Here is a 23,881-nt window from a genome sequence, read left to right as displayed (position 1 = left end):
TTGAATAAAAAACACATCCTATGGATATTGTATGTTGCACAGACAATAATTATGTCATACCCTGTGGTGTATTAGTAACCTCTATTTGTGTGAATAACCCGAAAGAGGAGATTACGGTACATATCTTGACAGAGGGAATATCCCCTGAAAACCAAGAGGTATTGAAAAAGGTCGTAGCCAAATATGGCCAGCAAATCCAGTTCTATACTGTAGATAAAAAGGTTTTCGCCAACTGCCCGATAAGTAGACATATCACGTTAGCGACCTATTTTAGACTTATCATGACGGATATACTTCCCAAAAGCGTTGAGAAGGTCCTTTATCTCGACTGTGATGTTGTCGTCCGCCACTCACTACGCTCATTATGGGATACGGATATAAAAAGCTATGCCGCCGGAGTAATCCCCGACATGTCAATAGATGACATACGTATTTACAACCGGCTCCAATATTCCCCATCTCTTGGCTATTTCAACGCTGGGGTATTGTTGGTCAACCTAAGATATTGGCGAGAAAATAATCTTTCAGAAAGCTTTTTCGAGATAATCAACAAATACCCAGAGAGACTTAGATACCATGATCAAGATGTATTGAATATAGTATTAAAAGAGATCAAGCTAACCCTCCCCTTGAAATACAATGTACAACACGGATATTTTTTCAAGGACCCGTTGATTAGCCGAGCCTATTGGGATGAAAAAGAGCAAGCCATCAATGACCCTGTTATCTTGCATTATAGCGGAAGCAAACCTTGGTTTATTGAGTTTGAGCCTCCTTTCAAAAAAGATTTCGCTTTCTATTTAAACATATCCGGCTTAGATAAAAGCTTTATTAGGCATATCCCCATGAAGGCACGCATTAAGGCAAGATTCCGTTCGTTACTAGAAAAATTGGGGCTTATCGCTCCCAAGGATAGCCTATTCTAACTTACTTTTATCCACGTTTCACGTTTGTGATAATCCTAAAATAAACAGATTCCCGTGAAACGTGGATTATTATGAAGTGAGAATATATGAATAAACTATTATTTTCGTTCACCCGGTATTAAAAAAATATCGGCCCGATTGTTATCCATCAAGCCCCATTAAAGTGAATAACTTACGGTTTGTCGAGCCGTAAACTTATGGCTATACCTAGTGCTAGACTTACGGCCTAAATAATGGGTAACGAATTGCTAAAGCTCTCATCTGAGCAGCACCGAGCTCCACCAACATATAAAATTGGTAGGATCAACAAGCACATTTTACCTCAATACAGGGAACATCCCCCTTCATACGACGAAGGTGAGATTAAATTAGTGAAGCTAGCTTCATCAACAAAGTTAACTAGCTGGAATGCCTAAGTAAGTTAACTTACTTTGCCGATGAAGCCAACTTACTTTATAACTACGGATATCCAAATGACTATGCCTAAATTTACTTCACAGATTTTACTGTTATTTTCTAAGGTACTTCACATCTTAGAGAACCTTCTCCTGAAAAACTTCACAGGGTTGAAAGTTGTTTCCTGAACCGGTTCACAGCGGCAAAAATACCGTTTTTCTTTTTCCATGCAAAACAACCATGAAAAAACCACTGCGGAGGAAGCCTCGCGGCTGGAGGCGCAAAGCCTCCATTGAGCGATCACATACAAGTCAGAGCTTCTCGGAACCTGACAGGTGGGAGCATGTCCCTGTTGCTCCTTTGCGGTCTCCTATTGTTGTAGAAGCCTATGATCCTCCCCAACAAATCCCTTGCGACCACCACGTCCGGGGGGCGTTTCATCCTGTAGAGCCATTCCTGCTTGATGATGCCGTTGACCCGCTCGGCGATCGCGTTGTCGGTAGGCTTGTAGTCCTCCGTCATGCTGATCGTGGCTTTAATGGCCTGTAGACGATCAATATATTGATTACAACAATATTGAACGCCGCGGTCGGAGTGGTGGATCAGTCCATCGAACCCTAGGGGTGACACGTGCGAGATACCCATCTCCAGAGCCGTCACCGTGTTGGAGGCGACTAGGCTGTCGGAAAGGACCCAGCCTATGATCTCATGCGTGAACGCGTCCGTCAGGAGATGCAGGTAGGCCACGCCCTCATCGGTGTCGATATAGGTGATGTCGGCCACCCACAATTGGTTGATCCTGTTGACGGTCAATCCCTTGATCATGTTCTTGTACTTCCTGTAAGGATGGTTGGAGCTTGTCGTGTGACGGCGCTTCCCGAGCTTCAGCATCAGGTGTGACTCATGCATCAGCCCGTAGAACCAATCCCGGCCACGCATCCCGTCCGGATAGAGTTCCTTGAGCATCAGGTACAGCTTGTACGCCCCGATGCCCGGAGCCTCATGCCGGATATCCCTCACGGTGTCAAGTATCTCTTTCTCTGACAATTCCCTGCGCATGCGTTTCTCCTTGCTCACGGAGTAATAACCTTCTCTCGTCTTGCCAAACAGCCCGCTCAGGCTACCGATCGATTCCTTGGGATGCCTGAGCCGAAGGTTGTCTACCGCTTGGCGCCAGCTTTTTTTAGCAGGTCGATGCCATATTGTTCCCGACCGATCTTAAGAAGCTCATGCAGAGCCTCATTGCGCAACTCTGAGTAGGCCAACGCCTTGCGTAGGCGCAAGTTCTCCTCCCGGAGCCTCTCGCTCTCCGTTTGGGGACCGGTCGCCTTGGATGATTCGGATTTCTTTCGTGCCATATATACCTGATGCTCTAACTCTGTCAGATCGGACGGTAAAGATAGCGTTTTTGACTCAAAATAACGTTCCCAGCGACTGAATGTCACGTAATCAACCGAATATTTCTTACATAGGCTGTACTTGGTTGAGCCACTCTCATAATACTCCTTCAGCATACGGAGCTTGAAATCCTGGCTGTAACTTTTACGTTCTCTTGCTTTGTTTGACATCTTACACACGTTCTTTTAATTGTTAATTGCGTGTGAAGTAAATCTGTATCATGTCAAAAAGAATAAAGCAAATGTTACAGCTTCTGGCTATTCTTTAGATCTCGCTTTTTGGAAAAATGGCCAAATAGCTTCTACCCCTGTTACTTTATATAGTAATATGGACATGGACATAGGATATGCAGATGTACTAACCATGAATGGCTCTTTTTTAGTAAGTTGTTATATCCCCAATATAATAAGGAGTTATGAATTTTGGTATGACATACTTAAATGATCTTCTTTAAAGATTTCTGGTAAATCCTTCAAGACTTGCTCATACATTGCTTTATATCCATTCGGAGTTGGATGTATACCGTCATAAAATAAATAACCATCTCTCCATTGGGTTGGATCATTTTCTTTTGTCACAGCCTCATGCATATCTATATATTTAATATTCATACTTTTAATCCAGTCATTTATTAGTTTAACAGGCTCATAGTCACGATCCTTACGAGGAGTGACTGTGAGTAAAACCGGGATTTGTCCATTATTTCTTAAAATAGATATAGCTTGTAACATATATTTCTTATATTTCTCAACATCAAGGTAATTATTTGTACCTAAGGCTAAAATAACGTACTTAGTTTTATACCAAGAATTTTCTATCTTAAATCGATTAATAAATTCATCAGACATCATCTCACCTCCTTTACCATCTACCAAACATCGTTCTTTTCCCAATACAGAAGTAAGCATTGAACTCCAACGATATTTTCGATCTATACCATTAATAAGTAACATTGTCCCCTCTACAAAAGAGTCTCCAAAAATACTCAATACAGGGTTATGAAAAGGAGCTGTTATCCATGAATCTAAGAGCTTTACTTCACCACGCCTCACCGCAAAGAAAGGTTTCCCCCACATCAAAAGTTGATAAGGATCCTTTTGCGCAGAATAAGTCCGCTTAAATTCCTTTAGTACGTTTTTGTCAGCCTCTATCTCCCTTATAAAAAAAGAAACACTATCTTCCCTTTTATCAAAACCTATCGAATATAACATATCCTTATTAAGTGTAAAGGACAAAGGAAGAGACTCATTTAAGGCAGCTTGATAATCCTTATTGGATTTATAAATATCCACTCGTTCCTTATAAATATTCATAAATCCTAAATCTTTTCCTACCGATAAATCTATATCATCTGATAATATACGAATAATTACTTCTTGGGATAGTTCATCCGCATAGACGTTTGAGCTAAAAGTAAACAGACTATTTTGAACACCATCCTTTTTATCTAATATATCCGATCTTAAATTGGATATACCTTCCTTATAAAAAGGAATCGCTCCTTCAAATGTATTTATTTCATCTTTAGTACATGCCAACAAGAAGAATAAGCACATCATTTTAATAATTATTTTCATTTTCTGCAATTTGGTCATCTAACATACAATTTCTTTATGTACTCCTTATAAACAAGTACAGGAACAATAGAAAATACAATAGTTGTCAACACATATACTATGTTTCTAAATACCTCATTCTCGATAAAGAAAAATCTTTTCTCACTAATCAAACTAAACACCAACATCTGGAAAAGAAACACTTCATATGAGTAATTACCCTATTTTACAAAGAAAACAGATAGTCGTGACTTCATTATATAATTATATAGTTTCACCAGCAAGAAAAACACAAATAAAGTATAAAAATAATCAACCCAATGATATCCTTTCCATTGGTTCGTAAGATATGGCATCAAATCCACAGAAGTATATATCTCTAAAATAGCCAAGAACAAGGCTATAAGAGCTAATCGACAAACCCAAACGTTCAACTTTATTTTAAACTTCAAAATAACACAGCCTAAATACAAAAGAAATAAATATCGATAAAAAAGAAGTCTATAAACATTATCCGGCACATGAAATACACAGGTAAACCATTCACCCAAAGCACAAATCCCAACAAATAACACAAAAGACCTCCTAAAAGAAAGACAATTAACCAGAAAAATAACAAAAGGTAATATCAGCCAACACTGTAAATAGATCCATGGATAATAGGATCCTGGACCAAAGCCACCTTGCATATAAAGCCGCTGCCAATCTACTCCACCTTTAAGAAGATAAAAGATTGCACATTGAGAAAAAATTAAGAGAAAGAATGGGAGAAAAACACGATCTAACATCTTCTTCACATTCCTAGCAGAGAAATAACCGTTGAAACCTTTTCGCTGAAAACCACCATAAGTCAAATAAGATGACACCAATAAAAATAAAGGAACAGCCTGCCCAATGTAAGCAATTGAGTAAATAGATTCATTTGGCATATTGTGCAACAATATCACAAAGAGAATGGCAACTCCCTTCACAAAATCAATCGAATAATCCCTTTCTCTCTTATCCATATCATCTATAATTGAAAACATCATATTTCAGTTCATAACAACGGATAGAGCCCGGTTGATAACAGCAAACCAAGAAACTATTTGGTAAAGTAAGAACATCTCCGTAGCCGACATCAAAATTATCGCTTTCAAAAAGACTAGCAGGATTACTAGCCAACTTCCCATCTTTAAGAAGTACCGTATCAAAACTATATTTACCACGATTGGAGTCCTTAACATTCCGGTAAGTTAGTATAAAAGCATCCTTATAAGGAGTTAAAGAAGGAGCATGCCCTTCTATCGGTAAAAAACTCCATGTCCAAGTCACCCCCAAATCCTCACTAACTCCAATCTCAAGACGATTGTCTCCATTCTCTGACTGTTGACGACCCACAACGTACATTTTCCCATCATAATACCCCAGCGAGGCCTCATTAATACGTCCACATTCTATTTGATTTGTCCACAGACGCTCATCTAACCAAGATACAACCTCCCAACTCCTCCCAAAGTCTTCCGATTTTTCCAACCATGTAACAGCCCAACGATTATAACATACCGCATAAATTACATCATCTATTATAACCATATTCCCACGGGCTGCCGCAAATGTCTCGTCTTTTGGAAAAGGAAATAAAACAGGCGATCCATAGAAAATACCCCAATTCTCCGAACAAATGCTTTTCACAATGGATTCCGTCTCCGATTCTCTTTCAAAGAAACGGCAAAGTATACCGTTATTAGGTAATACTAAAAGCTGAGGATCCCTCACGTCATGCCCTTTAACTGGAGCAAATATAACCTTCCTGTTAACCCATGTTTTTCCTTTATCGAAACTCTCCATCTGTATTAACTTACTATCAAAACTAACGTGGCTCGAACCTTCTCTATAAACCACGATAATCTTACTTCGATCCTTATTCCCCGCAATGGCAGGAAAAGCCAAATGTAGGCTACTATCGTCAATAGACGTACTGCGAAGCAAATTCGGGTTATATATTTCCTTTAGCTCATCATCACCACAAGCCATAAAAGGAAATAAAAATACCATAATAAATAAAAGTAGATGGTGTTTCATAAAGCATATATTTTAACTTTAGTTAATCATCTGATAAATACTCCCGCTTGAAAGGTTCTCCTTTTTTTATATCACATTTCACCTTTTTGCCCAATATATCCGGTAAATACTTAGGCGATAGACCATCAGAGGGTCTAACAGAACGAACATTTTCTTCTGTTACTGTATCACCAGCATACATATCTTGAGCGACAAATAAGGAACGGGCAAACTTCCTGTTATTCCTCACCTTTTCAGTCAACTCATAGGTTGGCTTTCCCAATGCCATCTCGACTTCTCTTACACATCGAACCATTTCGGAGAACTCCTCCTTATTCATAGAAAAAGCCGCATCCGGTCCTCCAATACCCCGATCCAAAATAAAATGCTTCTCGAGAATTCGAGCACCCAACGCAACCGAGGCTATCGCCACCGAACTAGACATCGTATGATCTGAAAGTCCTACAGGAAGTTTGAAACGCTCTCTCATATCGGGAATCGTCCTTAAGTTCGCAAGCGCCACAGGAGCCGGATAAGAAGATGTACATTTCAATAAGGCAATCTGATCATTACCGACTCTTTTGCAAGCGGCTATCGCCCCCTCAATATCCTCATAAGTAGCTATTCCCGTTGATATTATGACTGGTTTCATCTTTGAGGCCACATACTCGATCAAAGGAATATCCGTAATCTCAAAGCTAGCGATCTTATATGCCGGAACATCCATAGCCTCCAAGAAATCCACAGATGTTTTGTCAAACGGAGATGAGAAACAAATCAGACCTTCCTCTTCCGCAATATGTTTTAATTCAGGTTGCCATTCCCAAGGGGTAAAGGCGTTCTGATATAATTTATACAATGTAGTTCCATCCCATAAAGTATCTTGCTTTATTTGAAAATAAGCATTATCACAATCTAATGTAAGAGTATCCGCCGTATAGGTTTGAAATTTGATGGCATCCGCACCAGCAGCCTTGGCTGCTTTCACGGTCTCTACGGCGATGTTGAAATCATGATTATGATTCGCAGACATTTCCGCTATAATAAATACCCGATCGGAATCTTCCCGATCAAGACCAAAATATTCGAATAAATTAGTTTCCATACACATAACAATACTTCAACGCATGTTTATTATCACTAACACAATCCTTAAAACCAGCACGAATAAACGCATATCTTGAAGCCATATTCTCGGTTTTCACATATGCGTAAATCTTACTTATTTGCCTTTCACGGTCATGGAAATGTCTCAAAGCCTTTTCCAATAAGCAAGGAGCAAGTCCAAATCCTCTGTAGTTAGCTCCAATACTTATACTAATCACCGCACTGTTATTTTCCTCAATATCGAAACGGACTTGTCCAATTAATTTCTCTTTCTCGTAAAAGACAAATAGTCTTCTCGCTCTATTCTTTAAGGTCGCATAAAACCAATTTCTATGTTCATCCAATGATATAGCATGGGTCGAAAAAGAATTTTGCCGTACCATCCGATCATTCGTAAGCTCGAACAGAGGTAGTAAGTCTTCTTCTTTAGCCAATCTCATATCCATATTCATCTCATAAAACATCCGGATTACAGCTTTCATAATCCGATGAGCCCCTTTTCCATCGATTTGACTTATCCCCCGACAAAAAATCTCCCGCCGATATTCGGAGTTCTCAAATTTTAATATAATCTTATCCAGATCATCTATATGCCAATCTTTTGTGGCATCAATAAATTCATCGACAAAGCCAATATTCTTCCACCCCGCAATATTGTTACCTTGGTTTTCAGCCACCTTAAAGATAACGGATGGCAGACCTGTTATCGCCAATTCGTTTATCGTCTGTCCAGCCGCAGAGATCGCAAAATCCGCAGCTAACATCAAATCTCTCATCACTTCAGCCTCCACATTACGGTATATAACCGTATTATCATCCGCCATCCTCTCTATTTCTGCCTTATGAGAAAATGCTGGCCCTAAGATAACGATTTTCCTCAAATTAGCATAGCAGTTCGTCAACTTCTCCAAAATTTTTGGCGTTAGATTTAAAGGATCACTTCCTCCGAAAGTTATTAGGACGGTCTTTACTTTCTCCCGGATTTCTCTATGACCACATAAGTCTTTAAATGCCTCACGTAAAATCACAAAATCTTTTCCTAACAAATAATGTTGTCCAAAATTCCGTTTATAGGGTATCAATTCCGCACCGACCGTCCCATTTATGATGATTCCCTCCGGATATTCCAAACGATTAAAATCATCTAAATAGGCAGCGACCTTTACCCGCTGTCTTATTTCGGTATAAAGTCCTTTTCCTGCCAAATAGGAATCAATAACTATTATGTCATCTTGAGATAGATACTCAAGCAAACGTTCCGTGTTCTCCAACCAATTAAAGACAAACAGAGGATAAGATTGTACTAAGTTTTTTACACTCTCATCCCCATTTACAATAAAGGTTACATTTGCGTTTCTCTCCCGAAATACTTGGGCAATAGCCGTACAACGGGAAATATGCCCATAGCCTGTGTGCGAATATCCCTCAGTTAAAATCAGAACTCTCATATCAACTCATATGAAGTAGTTTATATTTCATCTCCGCTAAAGCCCAATCTGTATCCGTATCAATATCTTGTACACGAAACTCATCCAGAACAATCGCCGTGCCATTCTCACTTAGCAATTTTTTATCTTTTAATAGAGAAGAGGTCTTTATCCAATAAAACGTACCACTATCATGATAGGCGGGGCGCAAATCTTGACTCCGGCTAAATCTATACTCTGGCCAATTCATGTTTAAATTTCCTTTTTCATCTATCGATAAAGAACGCAGTATCGGATATGAGAAAGCGACCACCGGACAGATAGAATCAAAGGTAGACATAACTAACTGATCATAAGCAGAACGAACATCCTCGGAAGAAATCAATGGGGCTGTTGGAAGCAAACAACAGATCAAGTCAAACTCATACCCTCTCCCTTTATAGGCATTGATAACCTCGACCAATACATCCGCCAATGTAGCATAGTCATTAGCATTTTCCATAGAACGCAGAAAAGGGACAGAAGCCCCTTCTTGACGGGCTATCTCGGCGATTTCCACATCATCCGTCGAAACCATCACCTCCTCAAACAGTCCGGTACCAAGAGCGGCCTCTATTGAATATGCTATTATCGGTCTGCCCAAAAAAGGTTTTATATTTTTATGAGGAATCCGTTTACTACCTCCTCGTGCTGGTATTATTGCCAAACATTTCATTTTTTCGTTATTTTTATGATCTTAATTTAACCAAAATCTGATACAAGCTTATGCCCAAATCAGTCTGAAAATAAATAGCACGAAGCAATATACGAAGTTTCAATGGAACTTTTGTCTTGTAATAACTATTCTTCATGAAACAAGGAAATATCTCTTCCATCTCCCGCTTGATTTGATTCACATACTTTTTCTCAGGAGGATCAAACTGTGATATGGCGCCTAGAATTGAGTTTACATAAAAAAGCTCAGTAAATCGAAACTCTACTTCTTCCGGATATATCTCATAGATACCTAATCTACGCATATTATCCAAAAACATTTTAGAAGTCTTCAAACGGTCAAAAAAGCGATAGTTATTAATACTCCGAGTCGTAGAAATATTATTACAACGATAATAATAATAAGGATGGGTATCCTTCACGATCTTTCTCGCGCTCAAATATAGAGCAGTTACAATCGCATTATCTTCATAGAATAACTCCTCAGGAAATTCTATTTTATTTCTGATAAAGACTTCTTTTTTGATTATATTAGTCCAAATCCGACATTCACCTTCAATAAAATGCTTATTTCTCTCATGTTCAGGCAATGAAAACCATTCAGGCTTACAGTTAATCCGTAAACGAATATCTTGTTCACTATAATACTGAAAATAGTCACCACAAACCATTTCCGCATCATGCGTAACCGCTAATGTATAGAGATTTTCATACATATCAAGAGAAACCCAATCGTCACTATCAACAAAACCAAGGAAAGGAGCCCTCGCTTTTTTTATCCCGGCATTACGGGCTCCCCCTTGTTTTATATTCCGAGGTAAATCAATAACAACAATACGATTATCCTTTGCCTCATAATCCCGAAGTATATCTAATGATTTATCAGTAGAACAATCATTCACACAGATAATCTCAATGTTATGCAATGTTTGGGATATCAATGAATCCAAACATTTCCCAATGTATTTTTCCACGTTAAATACTGGGATAACAATACTTACCGCAGGATTTTTTTGGTTCATCTTACAATTTCTTTTTAAGAAAGGAATTCTTTGATCTTCACAATTACATATTCCTGTTCTTCATCCGTCAATGTCGGATACATCGGCAGACTCAAACAATGCTTATAGTATTCCTCCATTACAGGTTGATCGCCTTCTTTATTTCCTAATTGCTTATAATAAGGGGTCAGATGCAAAGGAACATAATGAACTTGCGCATAAATATTACTTTTATGCAAATAATCATATAATCCTAATCTGTCCTCCACTTGGATTATAAATAAATGATAGGCATGAAAGACCTGATCCGATACAAAAGGAAGCTTAACCCCCTTCAGATCGGAAAGACCTTCCCTATATCGCCGGGCAATCTCTTGCCGCCGTGCTAATCCCATATCGGCTCTTTTCAATTGAGATATCCCTAAAGCTGCCTGAAAATCAGTAATTCGATAATTATATCCAAGCTCCTGCATCTCATAATACCAGCCACCATGGTTCTCGTGTAAAAGTGCCGGGTTCTTGGTAATGCCGTGTGTACGGTATAGACAAAGTTTTTCATATAATTCCTTACAATTTGTCGTAGCCATCCCCCCCTCGCCAGTCGCAATATGTTTTACCGGATGAAACGAAAAAACACTAACATCCGCAAAGTTCCCATTGCCACATAGCTGCTTCTCACCTTTACTATCAATAAAATATCCACCTGGCGCATGACAAGCATCTTCTATAATCCATAAGCCGTACTCATCCGCCAATTGACGAAAGGCCTCCAAATTGGCTGGATAACCCGCAAAATCTACCAAAACAATTCCTTTATAAGTGCCTTTAGGAGATTGCGACAATAAACGGCTTAATTTCTTTATATCCATCAAATAGGTATCTTCTTCTACATCACAGAAGACAACCTCGCCTCCCCGATAGCGAATACAATTAGCACTAGCCGCAAAAGTCAAAGGAGTTACAATCACTTTATCACCCGGATTCACATCAAGTGCCGTAGCCGCTAAATGAAGAGCCGCCGTAGCATTATTAACTGCTATAGCATATTTACAGCCGACATAAGAGGCAAAAGCCTCCTCAAATTCTTTTATTTTTGGTCCTTGAGTTAAATAATCCGACTTTAAGGCATCTATTACACATTGAATATCCTCATCCGTAATATGCTGACGTCCATAAGGAATAGGTTTAGTAATCATTTTATCTCAAAATTAGGATCTACATATTTCTTTATTTTTTCCCGCATAGACTCTACAGTCTCCCATTCCGTATTCGTATCAGAACTATAATGGAATCCCTCTGGAACCTTAACCGCATTATGATGATTTACATAGTCTTCATATTTATGATTAAACGCAACAGAGGGCAAGATCGCATAATAAGGACCTAGATCTATAGTATTCATGGCATCCGTGACCGTAATCATTTCCTCATGCAATTTTTCCCCGGGGCGTATACCGACCTCCACCAATGGAAGGTTAGGCGCAATAGCCTTCGCAACATCCACTATTCGATAAGATGGAATCTTAGGAATAAAAATCTCACCTCCTAAATGATGACCGATAGCGAACATGACCAAAGCAACTCCCGCTTCTAACGAAATATTGAAACGAGTCATCTTCATATTCGTAATAGGTAACTCTACCGCACCTGAATCTCTCTTGTTAATGAAAAAAGGAATAACAGAGCCCCTTGATCCCATAACATTGCCATAACGGACCACTGAAAACTTGATATCCCGCGGACCACTAATATTATTTGCGGCAACAAACAACTTATCAGAAGTCAGCTTTGTAGCCCCATATAAATTAATCGGAGCACAAGCCTTATCCGTAGATAAAGCCACAACATGCTTTACTTTTGTACGCAAGGCTGCATTAATCACATTTTGAGCTCCATGTACATTTGTCTTTATGCATTCATCCGGATTATATTCGGCCGTATCCACTTGCTTAATAGCCGCAGCATGAATAATTACATCTATGCCTTCGCAAGCACGTTCCAAACGTTCTCCATCCCGGACGTCTCCAATAAAGAAACGTAATTGAGGATACTTTGACGCAGGGTATTTTTGCTTCAGCTCAAACTGTTTCAACTCGTCACGTGAATAAATAACAATTCTTTTCACTTGAGGATAATCACGAAGGATTGTCTCCACGAATTTTTTACCAAAAGAACCTGTTCCTCCAGTAATTAAAACAGACTTTTCATTTAACATATTACTTCTATTTATATCTATTCTATAACTCCTTCGATTGTATATAAGAAGCTACAATATCATACTCTTCAAATGGTTGTCCCATATTTTTATTAATAATACGATCCTGAAACCAAATCACTGATGTACTATTTTCATGAAAAACAGAAAGTTTATTTCCATTATCCAACAAGATTAGAATTAAAAACTCAACCATTATGTTTGATTGTACTATTTTTAATCCATATTGATACAAATCCTCTGTTTTTTTTATATGAGGATGCAATTTCACATAAACATAATCAAAATCATTTTTCTCTTTATCCAGAGTTTTCAATATGTTTACATTAATTTGATGATTAGTTAAATAAATTCCAACCGATTTATTTTTCACAGATAAAAATTCTTCATATCCCGTAGAAAAATTCAAAAACAATGGTAATTCTTCCCTTAACCTCTTAACAAAGGGCTTCTGGAATGATTTCAAAGATTTTGAATATCCTGGGAACTGAGACCTATACAAATCCGGCAAATAAAGAAACTGCCCCGTAAGAAACTTTGAAAAACCAATATGGTCACCAACACCCGTAAGCTTATTTATTATATTCTTCAAGCCTTTTGAATTATCAAAACGATCTCTTCTGTAGCTTCCGAATCCTTCTTCAAACATATACATTCGTTTAAATCGGGATAGCTTAAAAAATATTCCATAAACAAAAGAAGCATCTACCTCTACGAACAACGTATTTACTGGGTGAAAAAACAAATATAAATCCAAATGAAACAAATCTTTGAAATATAATATATCATTCCATGTATCATCAAATGTCTTAACTTGATGAAAGAACAATTCCGCATCCCTAAAATGTCCTAAAATAATTAGAACCTTTTTTGAAGATGCATTTCCATATCCAATATTTCTTACATTAAAATATTGCAATGGCTTAGAACATATATATATATCAGTATCCATTATATCACGCCAGCTTGTTTCCTTGTTTTATCGTATTCTCTTTTTAGTTCTATAAGTTGCTCTTTACAGAATAAATATACGACAGGAACCACAATTGTCAATAAAAACACGGCGAGAGCAGCATATAGTTTACGAGGGGCCACGGGTGTACTCTTCACAAATGCCTCATCAACAATCAATGCCCTATTCATACTTTTATTTAATTTCAATAATGCCTCTTCTCGTTTTTGTAATAATATCAAATAAACACCTTGAGCAATCTCTTGATCACGCTTATAATTCATGAATTCTCGTTCTTGAGTTGGAACGTTACCCATTTTATCCAAAATAGCCTTCTCCTTAGACTTGAGATCTTTCAATGTCAAATTCAGGCTTTCTTGCGCATTCTTGATCGTAAGGGCAACACTCTTACGCATTTGATCTAATTGCTTATCCATCACAGTAAATAAAGGGTTGTCCTCTTTCGAGTTTTGCAACATTCGCTGACGATTTACCAACAACTCATTATAAGTAGTTATGGAACCGCCTTTCTCTCCTTCTTGGACATTCATCAATACGGGTACCAAATTATACTTATTAGCAGGATTTTGCACGAAGTCTTCCATAAATCTAATAGCATGCCCTTGAGCCTCCATCTCAACAATTTTCGTTTGGATCTCTTTCATTTGATCCACATAAAATTGCACATCGGCTGTCAAGTCAGTCATTTGGTTATTTTTCTTATAGATCTCTATAGATCGTTCAGCATTAGCTAAATCCGATATTACCTTATTGATTCGCTCATCCAAAAACTGTATTGTAGCACGAGCTTCTTTATTATTTATTGAATCGGCACGATTATTATATTCAAACATTAATGCGTTTAAAACGTCAATGCCTCGTTTTTTCTCATATTCCCTCAAAGTACATTCTATAACATTTGAATTATCTGAGTAAGTCTCAATTTCTATATCCTGCGCAAAATCATCTCCAACAAAACCAGCCGGCCTCATGGTTATATAAAGTTTCATGCTTTCTCCCAATTTATGGTTAGTTCCATAACTTAGGACAAACCGATTATCACCGAATTCAACGATCGCAGGTAATGAAGAAAACTCATAAGACCGCTTCTGACTTTTTGTCTTCCCTTCGATCTTTATTTTTCCCTCACGATCTTCCCGGACATAAAACTCTATTGTTTCCTCTTGAGATTTCAATGTACTAGAATCTGCAACCATCAGAAAAGGGGTATTTACATACTGTTTATATTTCCAAGTTAACGGTTCAACATACTCTGCATTTAAGCCTAATTTTGAAACAACCTCATACCATAAAGTATGAGATTTTAACACCGCTAATTCATCATCAATAACAATACCCGCACTACCTCCTCCACTCAAACCAAAAGATTTCATCAAACCTGCCGCATCTCCCAAAGACATATTTCCTGAGGACATGGAAGTATCATCTTGAACTTTAAAACGAGCCATTATTTCGTAAGTTGTCGGATAATAAATCAAATATAATACAGCTGGTATTAGAGATATAACAAAAGTGCCTAGAAATAATCTCCAGTGCCTCAGATACCCTATTAGAATAGACTTTAAACTTATAGTCTCATTTCCTATATTTGTTGAATCCATAGCTAAACAATTACTTCTTAATATTAATAATCGTGATTACCATCGAAGAAATAACAGAAATCGCACTAATTATCGAGGAGAACACAGTTATATTATACTGTTTGCTTTGACTAAATCGAGAATTACGCTGCTTTGCCAAATTGGGCTCAACATAAATAACGTCATTTTGCCTTAAATAAAAATAGGGAGATGTAAATAGCGAAGGATCAGTTATATCCATACGAACAAATTCTTTTTGCCCATCATTATCTCTTATCAGCAAAATATTCTTCCTATTGGCTGTAATCGCCAAATCTCCAACATACCCAAACGCATCTAAAATAGAGATTCGATCATTCTTTATAGTAAAAGTACCGGGACGATTTACCTCTCCCATTACCGTAATTCTATAATTTGTAATCTGCACGTTAACCAATGGGTTTTCTATGTATTTTGACAATTTACTTTGTAGCTCATCACACAGTTCTTGTTTTGATAAACCTGCGACATGAATCTTCCCTAATACTGGGAAATTTATGTTACCATCCGAATCAACAAGATAAGTATACATTGATTGAGAGGCAGCGATAGGTTGGTCACCTTGCTGCGCATACGCGAAAACAGGGGGATTAAATGGCGTCGTCACGGACGGATCCGGAGCTGTAACAGATATCGCCAGTAAATCATCTTTACTGATACGAGACGTATAAGTTTGATTCATTTGACTAATCTGTTCTGGAGTCAAAGTATCTACTCCTTGCAAATACACTACGTCTTTAGGTGCGGAACAAGCCCCTAGCAACAAGACAAACAATATCACTACTGATATTAATTTAATTCTCATAATCTTTGTTTTCTTCAAATAAGATGCAAATATACAATTTTTAGTTGAACTCAAAGGCATAAAGCACCCGTAAGTCCAAAGATACTTCTATAACGATGCAATTGTCTAGATATTGCTGCATGCTAAATCAAAATTATAGTTGTTTTTACCGCTTTTTCATGATTATTGCGTAAGTTTGTGACAAAACAAAAACATATGGTTGAGATAGGAAAATACAACACGCTGAAAATAGTGAAAGACCTTGACTTTGGGGTTTATCTGGATGGAGGTAACGGGGTGGAGATCTTGTTGCCGACTCGTTACGTACCTAAAAACGTGAAACCCGGGGATGAGGTCGAGGTGTTTATTTATCATGATAATGAAGGGAGGTTGATCGCTACTACCGCACGTCCTCTGGCAACGGTCGGGGAGTTCCAGTTCATGGAAGTAAAAGACGTGAATAATGCCGGCGCATTTCTGGAATGGGGTATCATGAAAGATTTGCTCGTTCCTTTCAAGGAGCAGAAAATGCCGATGAGAGAGGGAAAATGGTACTTAGTCTACGTCCGGTTGGATCATGTGACAGGACGTATCATGGCATCCGCACGTATCGAGAAGTTCTTGAACAATACCCCTATCGATTACGAGCAGAATCAAGAGGTTCAGTTATTGGTAGCCGATGAGACGGATCTTGGCTATAAGGTGATCATCAATAACCAGCATTGGGGATTGATCTATTATAATGAGGTATTCCAGCGTCTTGAGAAAGGTGAGCATCTGAAAGGCTATATAAAAGAGGTACGTGAGGATGATAAGATAGACGTAAGCCTAACGCCGCAAGGCTACCAAAAGGTAGAGGGGATCGCCGGCGTCATTCTGGAAGCGATGAAAACACAAGGGGGATACATCCCGGTACACGACAAGAGCGATCCGGACGTGATCTATTCCTTATTCCGCTGTAGCAAGAAAGCTTTCAAACAAGCGATCGGGGCACTCTATAAGCAACATCTTATCACGCTGGAAGATGGCGGGATACGGCTCGTGAACGAGAAGTGACCCATTTATATAAAAAAAGTCAATGGAATCCGTTACAGAATCCATTGACTTTTCTTTATAAATCCATTGAGTTAGCGAACGGATTCCATTGACTTTCTAATCCAGCTTCAATACGGCCAAGAACGCTTTTTGCGGAACTTCTACCGTACCGATCTGCTTCATTCGTTTCTTTCCCTCTTTCTGTTTTTCCAGCAATTTACGCTTACGGGAGATATCGCCTCCATAACATTTCGCCGTCACGTCTTTACGGACAGCCTTAATTGTCTCACGAGCGATAATCTTAGCGCCTATCGCCGCTTGGATAGCGATATCGAATTGCTGGCGGGGGATCAACTCTTTCAGTTTCTCGCACATACGACGTCCGAAAGTAACGCTATTATCCACGTGCGTCAATGTAGACAAAGCGTCTACCGGCTCACCGTTCAACAGGATATCTAATTTAGCCAACTTACTGGGACGGAAATCATGTAAATGGTAATCGAAAGAAGCATACCCTTTTGAAATACTCTTCAACTTATCATAAAAGTCGATTACGATCTCGCCCAACGGCAAGTCATAATGAATCTCGACACGATCACCTGAAATATATTCTTGCTTAAGCAGGATGCCACGTTTACCCAGACAGAGTGTCATGATCGGGCCGATATAGGTAGTGTTCGTGATCACGGAAGCACGGATAAACGGCTCGTCGATATGATCAATCAAAGTCGGGTCCGGCAAGCCTCCCGGATTATGTACCTCGATCTCCTCCCCTTTCTTTGTATGCACGATATAAGAAACGTTCGGTACAGTAGTTATCACATCCATATTGAACTCACGATCCAAACGCTCCTGAACAATCTCCATATGCAACAAGCCCAAGAAACCGCAACGGAACCCAAAACCCAACGCGGCGGAACTCTCCGGCTGGAAAGTCAAGGAAGCGTCGTTCAACTGCAATTTCTCCAATGACGCACGAAGGTTCTCGAAATCCTCGCTATCGATTGGATAGACACCGGCGAAGACCATCGGCTTCACCTCCTCAAAACCGGCGATCGCGTCTTTAGCCGGGCGAGACACATGAGTGATCGTATCACCGACACGCACCTCCCGGGACGTCTTGATACCGGAAATGATATATCCTACGTCTCCCGTCCGGATCTCCTCACGGGGGCACATATCTAATTTCAATATACCTACCTCGTCGGCGTCATACTCTTTTCCTGTAGCGATAAACTTCACATGGTCACCTTTACGGATCACGCCGTTTACCACCTTGAAGTAAGCGATAATACCACGGAACGGATTAAAAACGGAGTCAAAAATCAGACACTGCAACGGAGCCTCCGGGTCACCTTTCGGAGCCGGGACCTTCTCCACGATCGTATTCAAGATCTCAGTCACTCCCTCGCCTGTCTTTCCGCTCGCCCGTAAGATATCCTCACGAGGGCAGCCCAACAGTTCCACGATCTGGTCCTCTACCTCCTCCGGCATGGCGCTAGGCAGGTCGATCTTGTTCATCACCGGAATAATCTCTAAGTCATTCTCTATCGCCATATACAGGTTAGAGATGGTTTGCGCCTGAATACCTTGGGCCGCATCCACGATCAGCAACGCACCCTCGCAGGCGGCGATAGAACGGGAAACCTCATACGAGAAGTCCACGTGTCCCGGAGTATCGATCAGGTTCAGTATATATTCTTCACCCTTATAATTATACTTCATCTGGATCGCATGGCTCTTGATCGTAATACCACGCTCACGCTCTAAATCCATGTCGTCAAGGACTTGAGCTTGCATGTCTTTACCTTCTACTGTCTTGGTATACTCAAGCAAACGGTCTGCCAAGGTACTTTTCCCATGGTCAATATGAGCAATAATACAGAAATTGCGGATATTCTTCATCTGCTAAATTTATTTTTAGGTACGCGAAGATAGGAAATTTAGCCTAAATACTATACTTTTGGCATACCATTTGTTGTTAATAGTATATGACAATACAAGAAATAAATAAAGCATACAACCGAATTATCGGTTCATTAGACGAAAAGGAGCTAAAGAATGCGTTCGATTTTCTCCAAGGTTTAATAGCGGGAATACGTGAGTACTCATTCCAAGACAGGTTGAACGAGCTACAAGATACTTATAAATATATGTTGCGATACCGGATCGAGGGGGCTAAAGATCCGATGCAAGACCAAATATACAACAACTTGATCGCATCCAGCTATGAGTTCGCGGATATAGTGAAGCACAAGGCCTTATCGGTAGATTCGCCTCTCTCCTATTATAGCCGTAGGCGAATGATGCAAAAGGAGCTTACCAACTATGACCAGCTCCATAAGGTTTTGAGAAACGCCTCTTTGGTGAAGATAGAGACTCCGACCGGAACCATTACGGAGCAGCAGCAAATCGAATCCGCCACGATCCTATTATTCAATAAGATCTGGACCTCGAATCCTCTCAATAAGGAAGAAATAGCCTCCATCAGGAACCTATTGAATGACCAAGAGTTGCCTTTTATCATCGGTAGCCAAATCGTATCAGCATTAATGCTGGGGTTGCAAGCCGCTTTCGATAAGGAGAAACTGCTATTATTATTCGATGCGGCCAATCTCCAAGAAGATGAGATTCGTTACCGCGCGTTGATCGGGATTCTCCTGACACTCTATACCTATAGAAAACGTACGGCGTTATATCCGCAGATAGCGGATCGACTAGCGGCTTTATCCGAGGGATTTCCTAATTTCACGAAAGCGATCCGAACGATTACCCTTCGTTTTATCCTAGCCCGTGAGACAGAGAAGATCACCCGTAAGCTACAAGACGAGATCATTCCGGAGATGATCAAGCTAGGCCCTAAAATCAGTCAAAAGATAAACTTAAAGGATATCAATCCGGAACTTCTCGGAAACGAGATGAATCCGGAGTGGCAGAATATGTTATCGAACAGTTCCTTAGGGAAGAAAATGGAGGAGTTCAGCGAGCTGCAACAAGAAGGTGCGGACGTAATGCACTCTACTTTCGTGCACCTAAAGCATTTCCCCTTTTTCCGGGAATTGGGTAACTGGTTCATACCATTCACGACCGAGCATTCCGCTTTTGGCAATCAGTTGAGCAAGAATCAAACGGAAAAGGATATGCTAGATTCCATGACTCTTGCGGCATTCATGTGTAATTCCGATAAATATTCCTTATATTTCAGTATGATGCAATTGCCGGATCAAGCCCGTCAAATGATGATGGGACAATTTGGTAGCCAAGCCTCCGAGATGATTCAGCAAACGAAGGAGGAATTGATCAGTAAACGGGGAAAACTGGAAATCATATCCGGACAGTACATACAGGACTTGTATCGTTTCTTCAAACTTTATCCGGGACATCTGGATTTTGATGACATATTTACATCTGCGCTAGACTTTCATAACCTGCCAATTTTGCAGCCTTACGTCAGTGATGAGGAAAGTTTGACAACTATAGCGGAGTATTATCTCCGGAAGAATTACTTCCTCGACGCGCTCACGATCTACAATCGCTTATCCGACGCAAATCAAGAAAGTGATATCTTATTCCAGAAAATCGGTTACTGCAAACAAATGAATGGCGATATACAAGGCGCCTTGGAGGCTTATTTACATGCGGATCTTATCAATCCAGACAGTAAATGGGTTATTCGCCGGATCGCCGGTTGTTACCGTACCTTAAAGCAACCGGAAGAAGCGTTGAAATACTATCATCGTTACGAGGCTTTCAATCCGGATGATTTATCGATCCAAATATGTATCGGCCACTGCCATCTTGAACTCAAGAATTATAATGAGGCGCTGAAATATTATTTCAAGGTAGATTATCTGGACAATAAAAGTACGAAGGCTTGGCGTCCAATAGCTTGGTGTTCTTTCTTGACCGGTAAATACGATCAGGCCCGTAATTATTACAAAAAGATCATGGATAATCAACCCAACACCCAAGATTTCTTGAATGCGGGACATACGGAATGGGCATTACAGAATATCAAGGGAGCGCTTGCTTTTTATAAAAAAGCCGTGGAGAAAGAGTCCGGTGATTTCTCGAAGTTCCAAGAGCAGTTCAATCAAGATATTCCCGATCTTCTTGTAGCGGGAATCGAGGAGGCGGAAGTGCCGTTGATGATGGATCAACTCCGGTATTCCTTGAGCGATATATTCTAACTAGTCATCCAACAATTTGAGAAGACAAAAAGAAATATCGTATGAAAGAGATGATATTAGAGACAAAGCGACTCCTATTAAGGGAATTAAAACAAGATGATTTTAATAATATCTGTAAGCTTTTACAAGATCCGATTGTAATGTACGCTTACGAGGGAGCGTTCAGTAAAAAAGAGGTACAAGAATGGCTTGATAAGCAATTAAGGAGGTATCAAAACGATGGTTTTGGTTTATGGGGGATGATAGAGAAAGACAGCGGAGAGCTTATCGGTCAATGTGGTCTCACCTATCAAGAATTCAATGGTCAACAGGTTCCGGAGATCGGTTATTTGCTTAGGGCGGAATACTGGCATAAAGGTTATGCTACCGAAGCCGCCATAGCTTGTAAGGAATACGCCTTCAATATCCTTAACTTCGACAAAGTATACTCCATCATACGGGACACAAATATCCCCTCTCAAAAAGTAGCACTAAGAAACGATATGAGGGAAATCGCAAATTTCATAAAACATTATCGCAATATCGATATGCTTCATTTAGTATTCTGCGTGAATAAGTTATAGTTATCAAGCGGAAAGACTGGGATTCGAACCCAGGGAGCGGTTACCCGCTCACCGCATTTCGAGTGCGGATAATACAATTTGATTATCAATTTGTTACAACAGATACTGTAAATACATAGTAAAAACGACATTTATAGTCGTCTTTTTTGATGCAGGTCTATCATCCAGTTAGCCCATTCATCCGTCCCGTAAGCAGGAATATCGAACCACTCCTTTTCGCTCAAATGAGGCAAGAGTTGCATGATCCGCTCCAACTCATTCCGGAACCGGAAAATATCCTCTTCCGTCAGCTTTACCGAATAATGCTTCTTGCATTCCTTTAATCCCGGAAAAGACTGGAGCAATCCCATAATCTCGGAGAAAGCGGAAGACTTGCCCTTGTCGATTTTTAATGTGATTCCGGACATGTTGCATTTTCTTATTTTCCCATCAAAGCTACTATTTGAGGCATACTATACAAGCTTCATTATCCTGTTCTTGTCGCTCCATAGGACGATTTCCAGTTGGGATTTCCCACTCATGAACTCCAGATAAGGGGCTATTTTGTCCATTTTATAACCGGATGCCATGTCGTTTACCAGGGCTATCTTTTTGTCAATAAAATCCGTCATTCCTGATTTCTCGATGATTTCAAAGTTCATATTGGTTTTACCGATACTGTTGATAAAATTGTAATCAGTTGAACCGGTTATGTAATTGACCAAAGACAGCCTATTGTTATTCTTGATTACGGCATTAAACTTGACCCTGCTGTACCTTTCATGAATGGACTTGCCAAAATCGACCTGCTCCTTGCTTTTAAAAGAGGCAATAAAGCTGTCCGCATGTTTTCGGAATCTTCTGATTGCGTCAGCCTCTTTCTTTGATTCAAACTGGATGAAAGAGGAACTTACGATTGCAGATATGAAATTAGCGACCTCATAAACCAAATTGGGTATCATCGCCCAGTTAGTTGTCTTTTTATAATAGAATAGTCTTTCCTTTGCCTCGATGGTAGATATGTTGTATTGCGTCAGATAATATTCGTACAATCTGTTGAAATGGTTGTCTTCCAAATCAATCAAGTCGTTGTAATACTTTTCGGAAATCCACCCTCCGTCTGTTACGACAAACTCATCGCCTCTCTGTGTAAGAAAGACGGAAACGAAGCTGTCGCTTGTCGTGAAGCAAGGTGTGATAATTTCGACTGTTTCCCCTCTTTGCTTGAAATTCCAGAGCCGACTGTGTACTTCCACGATATTATTTAAAATACTTGTATCCATTTCAATTTCATGTCAATTAAAAGTTTATACCACTCAAAGGATCGATATCGCTTTCGTAAACAAAAGGCAGAGTTCCAGGTGACTGCACTTCTATTTCGGGTGTATCTGCGCTATTGCCCTTCGTGTTTGACTCCGTGCAAAAATGAGCGATGCACAAAGATACATCTTCCAGCACTTCCGCTTGCTTTTGGTCTTTCAAAACTTCCGTTTTGTATGCAATTTCTTCGCCCGTCTGCATAAATTTGTGAAAATGCGGTGTAGGCACTCGCTGCTGGTCAATGGGGACATCAAGGCCTGAATTGCGATGACATGCGCCCGCTGAGTCATATCTGAAAAAGTAGCTGTTGTCGAATGCCGGACATTTGAGTTTGAACTTAAAGTCAGTCGGGTCGTCCGCCTTTATTTGTACAACAAATTCAAGATCCTTTTCCAGTGACTCATGTTTTGCCTGTACGACCTTTTCCTTGATTGTTTTGTGATTGCTCTTTGTCTGGTCTACTACAATAGGTGAGACAAGAATGGTTTTGCCTCCTTCTACGAGCACTTTATATGTGTCATAATTGGATTTTATGTTGTTATTTATCTTTACCTTTGCCATATATTATCGTATTTATCACTATTACCCTATTTCTGTTATCTGCATTAATGTCTCTTTCACAAAATCCTTTAGTT

Annotated in this window: 22 protein-coding genes; 4 read left to right on the top strand and 18 right to left on the bottom strand. The window is 39.6% G+C overall.

Annotation, left to right across the window (positions count from 1 at the left end; translation table 11 throughout):
* Positions 1 to 20 precede the first annotated feature (20 nt).
* Positions 21 to 926 (top strand): glycosyltransferase family 8 protein, encoded by a 906-nt coding sequence (locus DW205_RS01145; protein WP_005868129.1) that lies wholly within the window; start codon positions 21 to 23, stop codon positions 924 to 926.
* 696 nt (positions 927 to 1,622) lie between these two features.
* Here the strand turns inward: DW205_RS01145 and DW205_RS01140 are convergent.
* From DW205_RS01140 to DW205_RS01075, 14 genes are all read right to left on the bottom strand, one after another.
* The gene (locus DW205_RS01140; RefSeq protein ID WP_232299935.1) at positions 1,623 to 2,450 is read right to left on the bottom strand and encodes an IS3 family transposase; all 828 of its coding nucleotides are present in this window, start codon (positions 2,448 to 2,450) and stop codon (positions 1,623 to 1,625) included.
* A gap of 32 nt (positions 2,451 to 2,482) precedes the next feature.
* Positions 2,483 to 2,890 carry a transposase gene (locus DW205_RS01135; protein ID WP_005868123.1) on the bottom strand — a complete coding sequence of 136 codons (408 nt, stop codon included), beginning with the start codon at positions 2,888 to 2,890 and terminating at the stop codon, positions 2,483 to 2,485.
* 243 nt (positions 2,891 to 3,133) lie between these two features.
* Positions 3,134 to 4,297, bottom strand: coding sequence for an SGNH/GDSL hydrolase family protein (locus DW205_RS01130; RefSeq protein WP_227793757.1), 1,164 nt, complete (start codon positions 4,295 to 4,297; stop codon positions 3,134 to 3,136).
* 200 nt (positions 4,298 to 4,497) lie between these two features.
* Complete coding sequence (locus DW205_RS01125; RefSeq protein ID WP_233523135.1) at positions 4,498 to 5,283, bottom strand: acyltransferase family protein; 786 nt, start codon at positions 5,281 to 5,283, stop codon at positions 4,498 to 4,500.
* A gap of 1 nt (position 5,284) precedes the next feature.
* Positions 5,285 to 6,340, bottom strand: coding sequence for a sialidase family protein (locus DW205_RS01120; RefSeq protein WP_005868120.1), 1,056 nt, complete (start codon positions 6,338 to 6,340; stop codon positions 5,285 to 5,287).
* Positions 6,341 to 6,362: 22 nt separating this feature from the next.
* On the bottom strand, positions 6,363 to 7,424 hold the full coding sequence (pseI, locus tag DW205_RS01115; protein WP_008778267.1) for a pseudaminic acid synthase: 1,062 nt from the start codon (positions 7,422 to 7,424) through the stop codon (positions 6,363 to 6,365).
* On the bottom strand, positions 7,414 to 8,874 hold the full coding sequence (locus tag DW205_RS01110; protein WP_005868118.1) for a bifunctional UDP-2,4-diacetamido-2,4,6-trideoxy-beta-L-altropyranose hydrolase/GNAT family N-acetyltransferase: 1,461 nt from the start codon (positions 8,872 to 8,874) through the stop codon (positions 7,414 to 7,416). The genes pseI and DW205_RS01110 overlap by 11 nt, the downstream gene beginning before the upstream one ends.
* 1 nt (position 8,875) lies before the next feature.
* Positions 8,876 to 9,568 carry a pseudaminic acid cytidylyltransferase gene (pseF, locus tag DW205_RS01105; protein ID WP_005868117.1) on the bottom strand — a complete coding sequence of 231 codons (693 nt, stop codon included), beginning with the start codon at positions 9,566 to 9,568 and terminating at the stop codon, positions 8,876 to 8,878.
* Between the two features lie 13 nt (positions 9,569 to 9,581).
* Positions 9,582 to 10,589: a glycosyltransferase family 2 protein gene (locus DW205_RS01100; RefSeq protein ID WP_005868116.1), complete on the bottom strand. Its 1,008-nt coding sequence runs from the start codon at positions 10,587 to 10,589 to the stop codon at positions 9,582 to 9,584.
* Positions 10,590 to 10,603: 14 nt separating this feature from the next.
* Complete coding sequence (pseC, locus tag DW205_RS01095; protein ID WP_005868114.1) at positions 10,604 to 11,764, bottom strand: UDP-4-amino-4,6-dideoxy-N-acetyl-beta-L-altrosamine transaminase; 1,161 nt, start codon at positions 11,762 to 11,764, stop codon at positions 10,604 to 10,606.
* A complete protein-coding gene (gene pseB, locus DW205_RS01090; protein ID WP_005868112.1) occupies positions 11,761 to 12,783 on the bottom strand; it encodes a UDP-N-acetylglucosamine 4,6-dehydratase (inverting) in 1,023 nt (340 codons plus the stop codon). Before pseB ends, pseC begins: the two co-directional genes overlap by 4 nt.
* Before the next feature lie 22 nt (positions 12,784 to 12,805).
* Complete coding sequence (locus tag DW205_RS01085; RefSeq protein ID WP_005868109.1) at positions 12,806 to 13,735, bottom strand: hypothetical protein; 930 nt, start codon at positions 13,733 to 13,735, stop codon at positions 12,806 to 12,808.
* Entirely contained in the window at positions 13,735 to 15,357 is a 1,623-nt protein-coding gene (locus DW205_RS01080; protein WP_005868107.1) for a GNVR domain-containing protein, read from the bottom strand. Before DW205_RS01080 ends, DW205_RS01085 begins: the two co-directional genes overlap by 1 nt.
* 10 nt (positions 15,358 to 15,367) lie before the next feature.
* Complete coding sequence (locus DW205_RS01075; protein ID WP_008778266.1) at positions 15,368 to 16,180, bottom strand: polysaccharide biosynthesis/export family protein; 813 nt, start codon at positions 16,178 to 16,180, stop codon at positions 15,368 to 15,370.
* Between the two features lie 195 nt (positions 16,181 to 16,375).
* On the opposite strand from DW205_RS01075, the gene DW205_RS01070 reads away from it, so the two are divergent.
* Positions 16,376 to 17,215 (top strand): S1 RNA-binding domain-containing protein, encoded by an 840-nt coding sequence (locus DW205_RS01070; protein ID WP_005856099.1) that lies wholly within the window; start codon positions 16,376 to 16,378, stop codon positions 17,213 to 17,215.
* Between the two features lie 96 nt (positions 17,216 to 17,311).
* Here DW205_RS01070 and lepA read toward each other — a convergent pair whose 3' ends face one another.
* Complete coding sequence (gene lepA, locus DW205_RS01065) at positions 17,312 to 19,099, bottom strand: translation elongation factor 4 (protein ID WP_005868105.1); 1,788 nt, start codon at positions 19,097 to 19,099, stop codon at positions 17,312 to 17,314.
* Positions 19,100 to 19,185: 86 nt separating this feature from the next.
* Here lepA and DW205_RS01060 point away from each other — a divergent pair, with 86 nt between their 5' ends.
* Positions 19,186 to 21,384 (top strand): tetratricopeptide repeat protein, encoded by a 2,199-nt coding sequence (locus DW205_RS01060; RefSeq protein WP_005868103.1) that lies wholly within the window; start codon positions 19,186 to 19,188, stop codon positions 21,382 to 21,384.
* Positions 21,385 to 21,425: 41 nt separating this feature from the next.
* On the top strand, positions 21,426 to 21,947 hold the full coding sequence (locus DW205_RS01055) for a GNAT family N-acetyltransferase (RefSeq protein WP_005868101.1): 522 nt from the start codon (positions 21,426 to 21,428) through the stop codon (positions 21,945 to 21,947).
* A 131-nt stretch (positions 21,948 to 22,078) separates the two neighbouring features.
* Here the strand turns inward: DW205_RS01055 and DW205_RS01050 are convergent, their stop codons facing one another.
* The 3 genes from DW205_RS01050 to DW205_RS01040 are packed head-to-tail and all read right to left on the bottom strand — an operon-like array spanning position 22,079 to position 23,807.
* Complete coding sequence (locus tag DW205_RS01050) at positions 22,079 to 22,354, bottom strand: hypothetical protein (protein WP_121963037.1); 276 nt, start codon at positions 22,352 to 22,354, stop codon at positions 22,079 to 22,081.
* A gap of 45 nt (positions 22,355 to 22,399) precedes the next feature.
* Positions 22,400 to 23,209 carry a hypothetical protein gene (locus DW205_RS01045; protein WP_121963036.1) on the bottom strand — a complete coding sequence of 270 codons (810 nt, stop codon included), beginning with the start codon at positions 23,207 to 23,209 and terminating at the stop codon, positions 22,400 to 22,402.
* A gap of 16 nt (positions 23,210 to 23,225) precedes the next feature.
* The gene (locus DW205_RS01040; RefSeq protein ID WP_121963035.1) at positions 23,226 to 23,807 is read right to left on the bottom strand and encodes a hypothetical protein; all 582 of its coding nucleotides are present in this window, start codon (positions 23,805 to 23,807) and stop codon (positions 23,226 to 23,228) included.
* Positions 23,808 to 23,881 lie beyond the last annotated feature (74 nt).

This window comes from Parabacteroides sp. AM17-47 (assembly GCF_003434625.1).
GTDB lineage: Bacteria > Bacteroidota > Bacteroidia > Bacteroidales > Tannerellaceae > Parabacteroides > Parabacteroides distasonis.
This window is presented reverse-complemented; position numbering and strand designations above follow the sequence as displayed.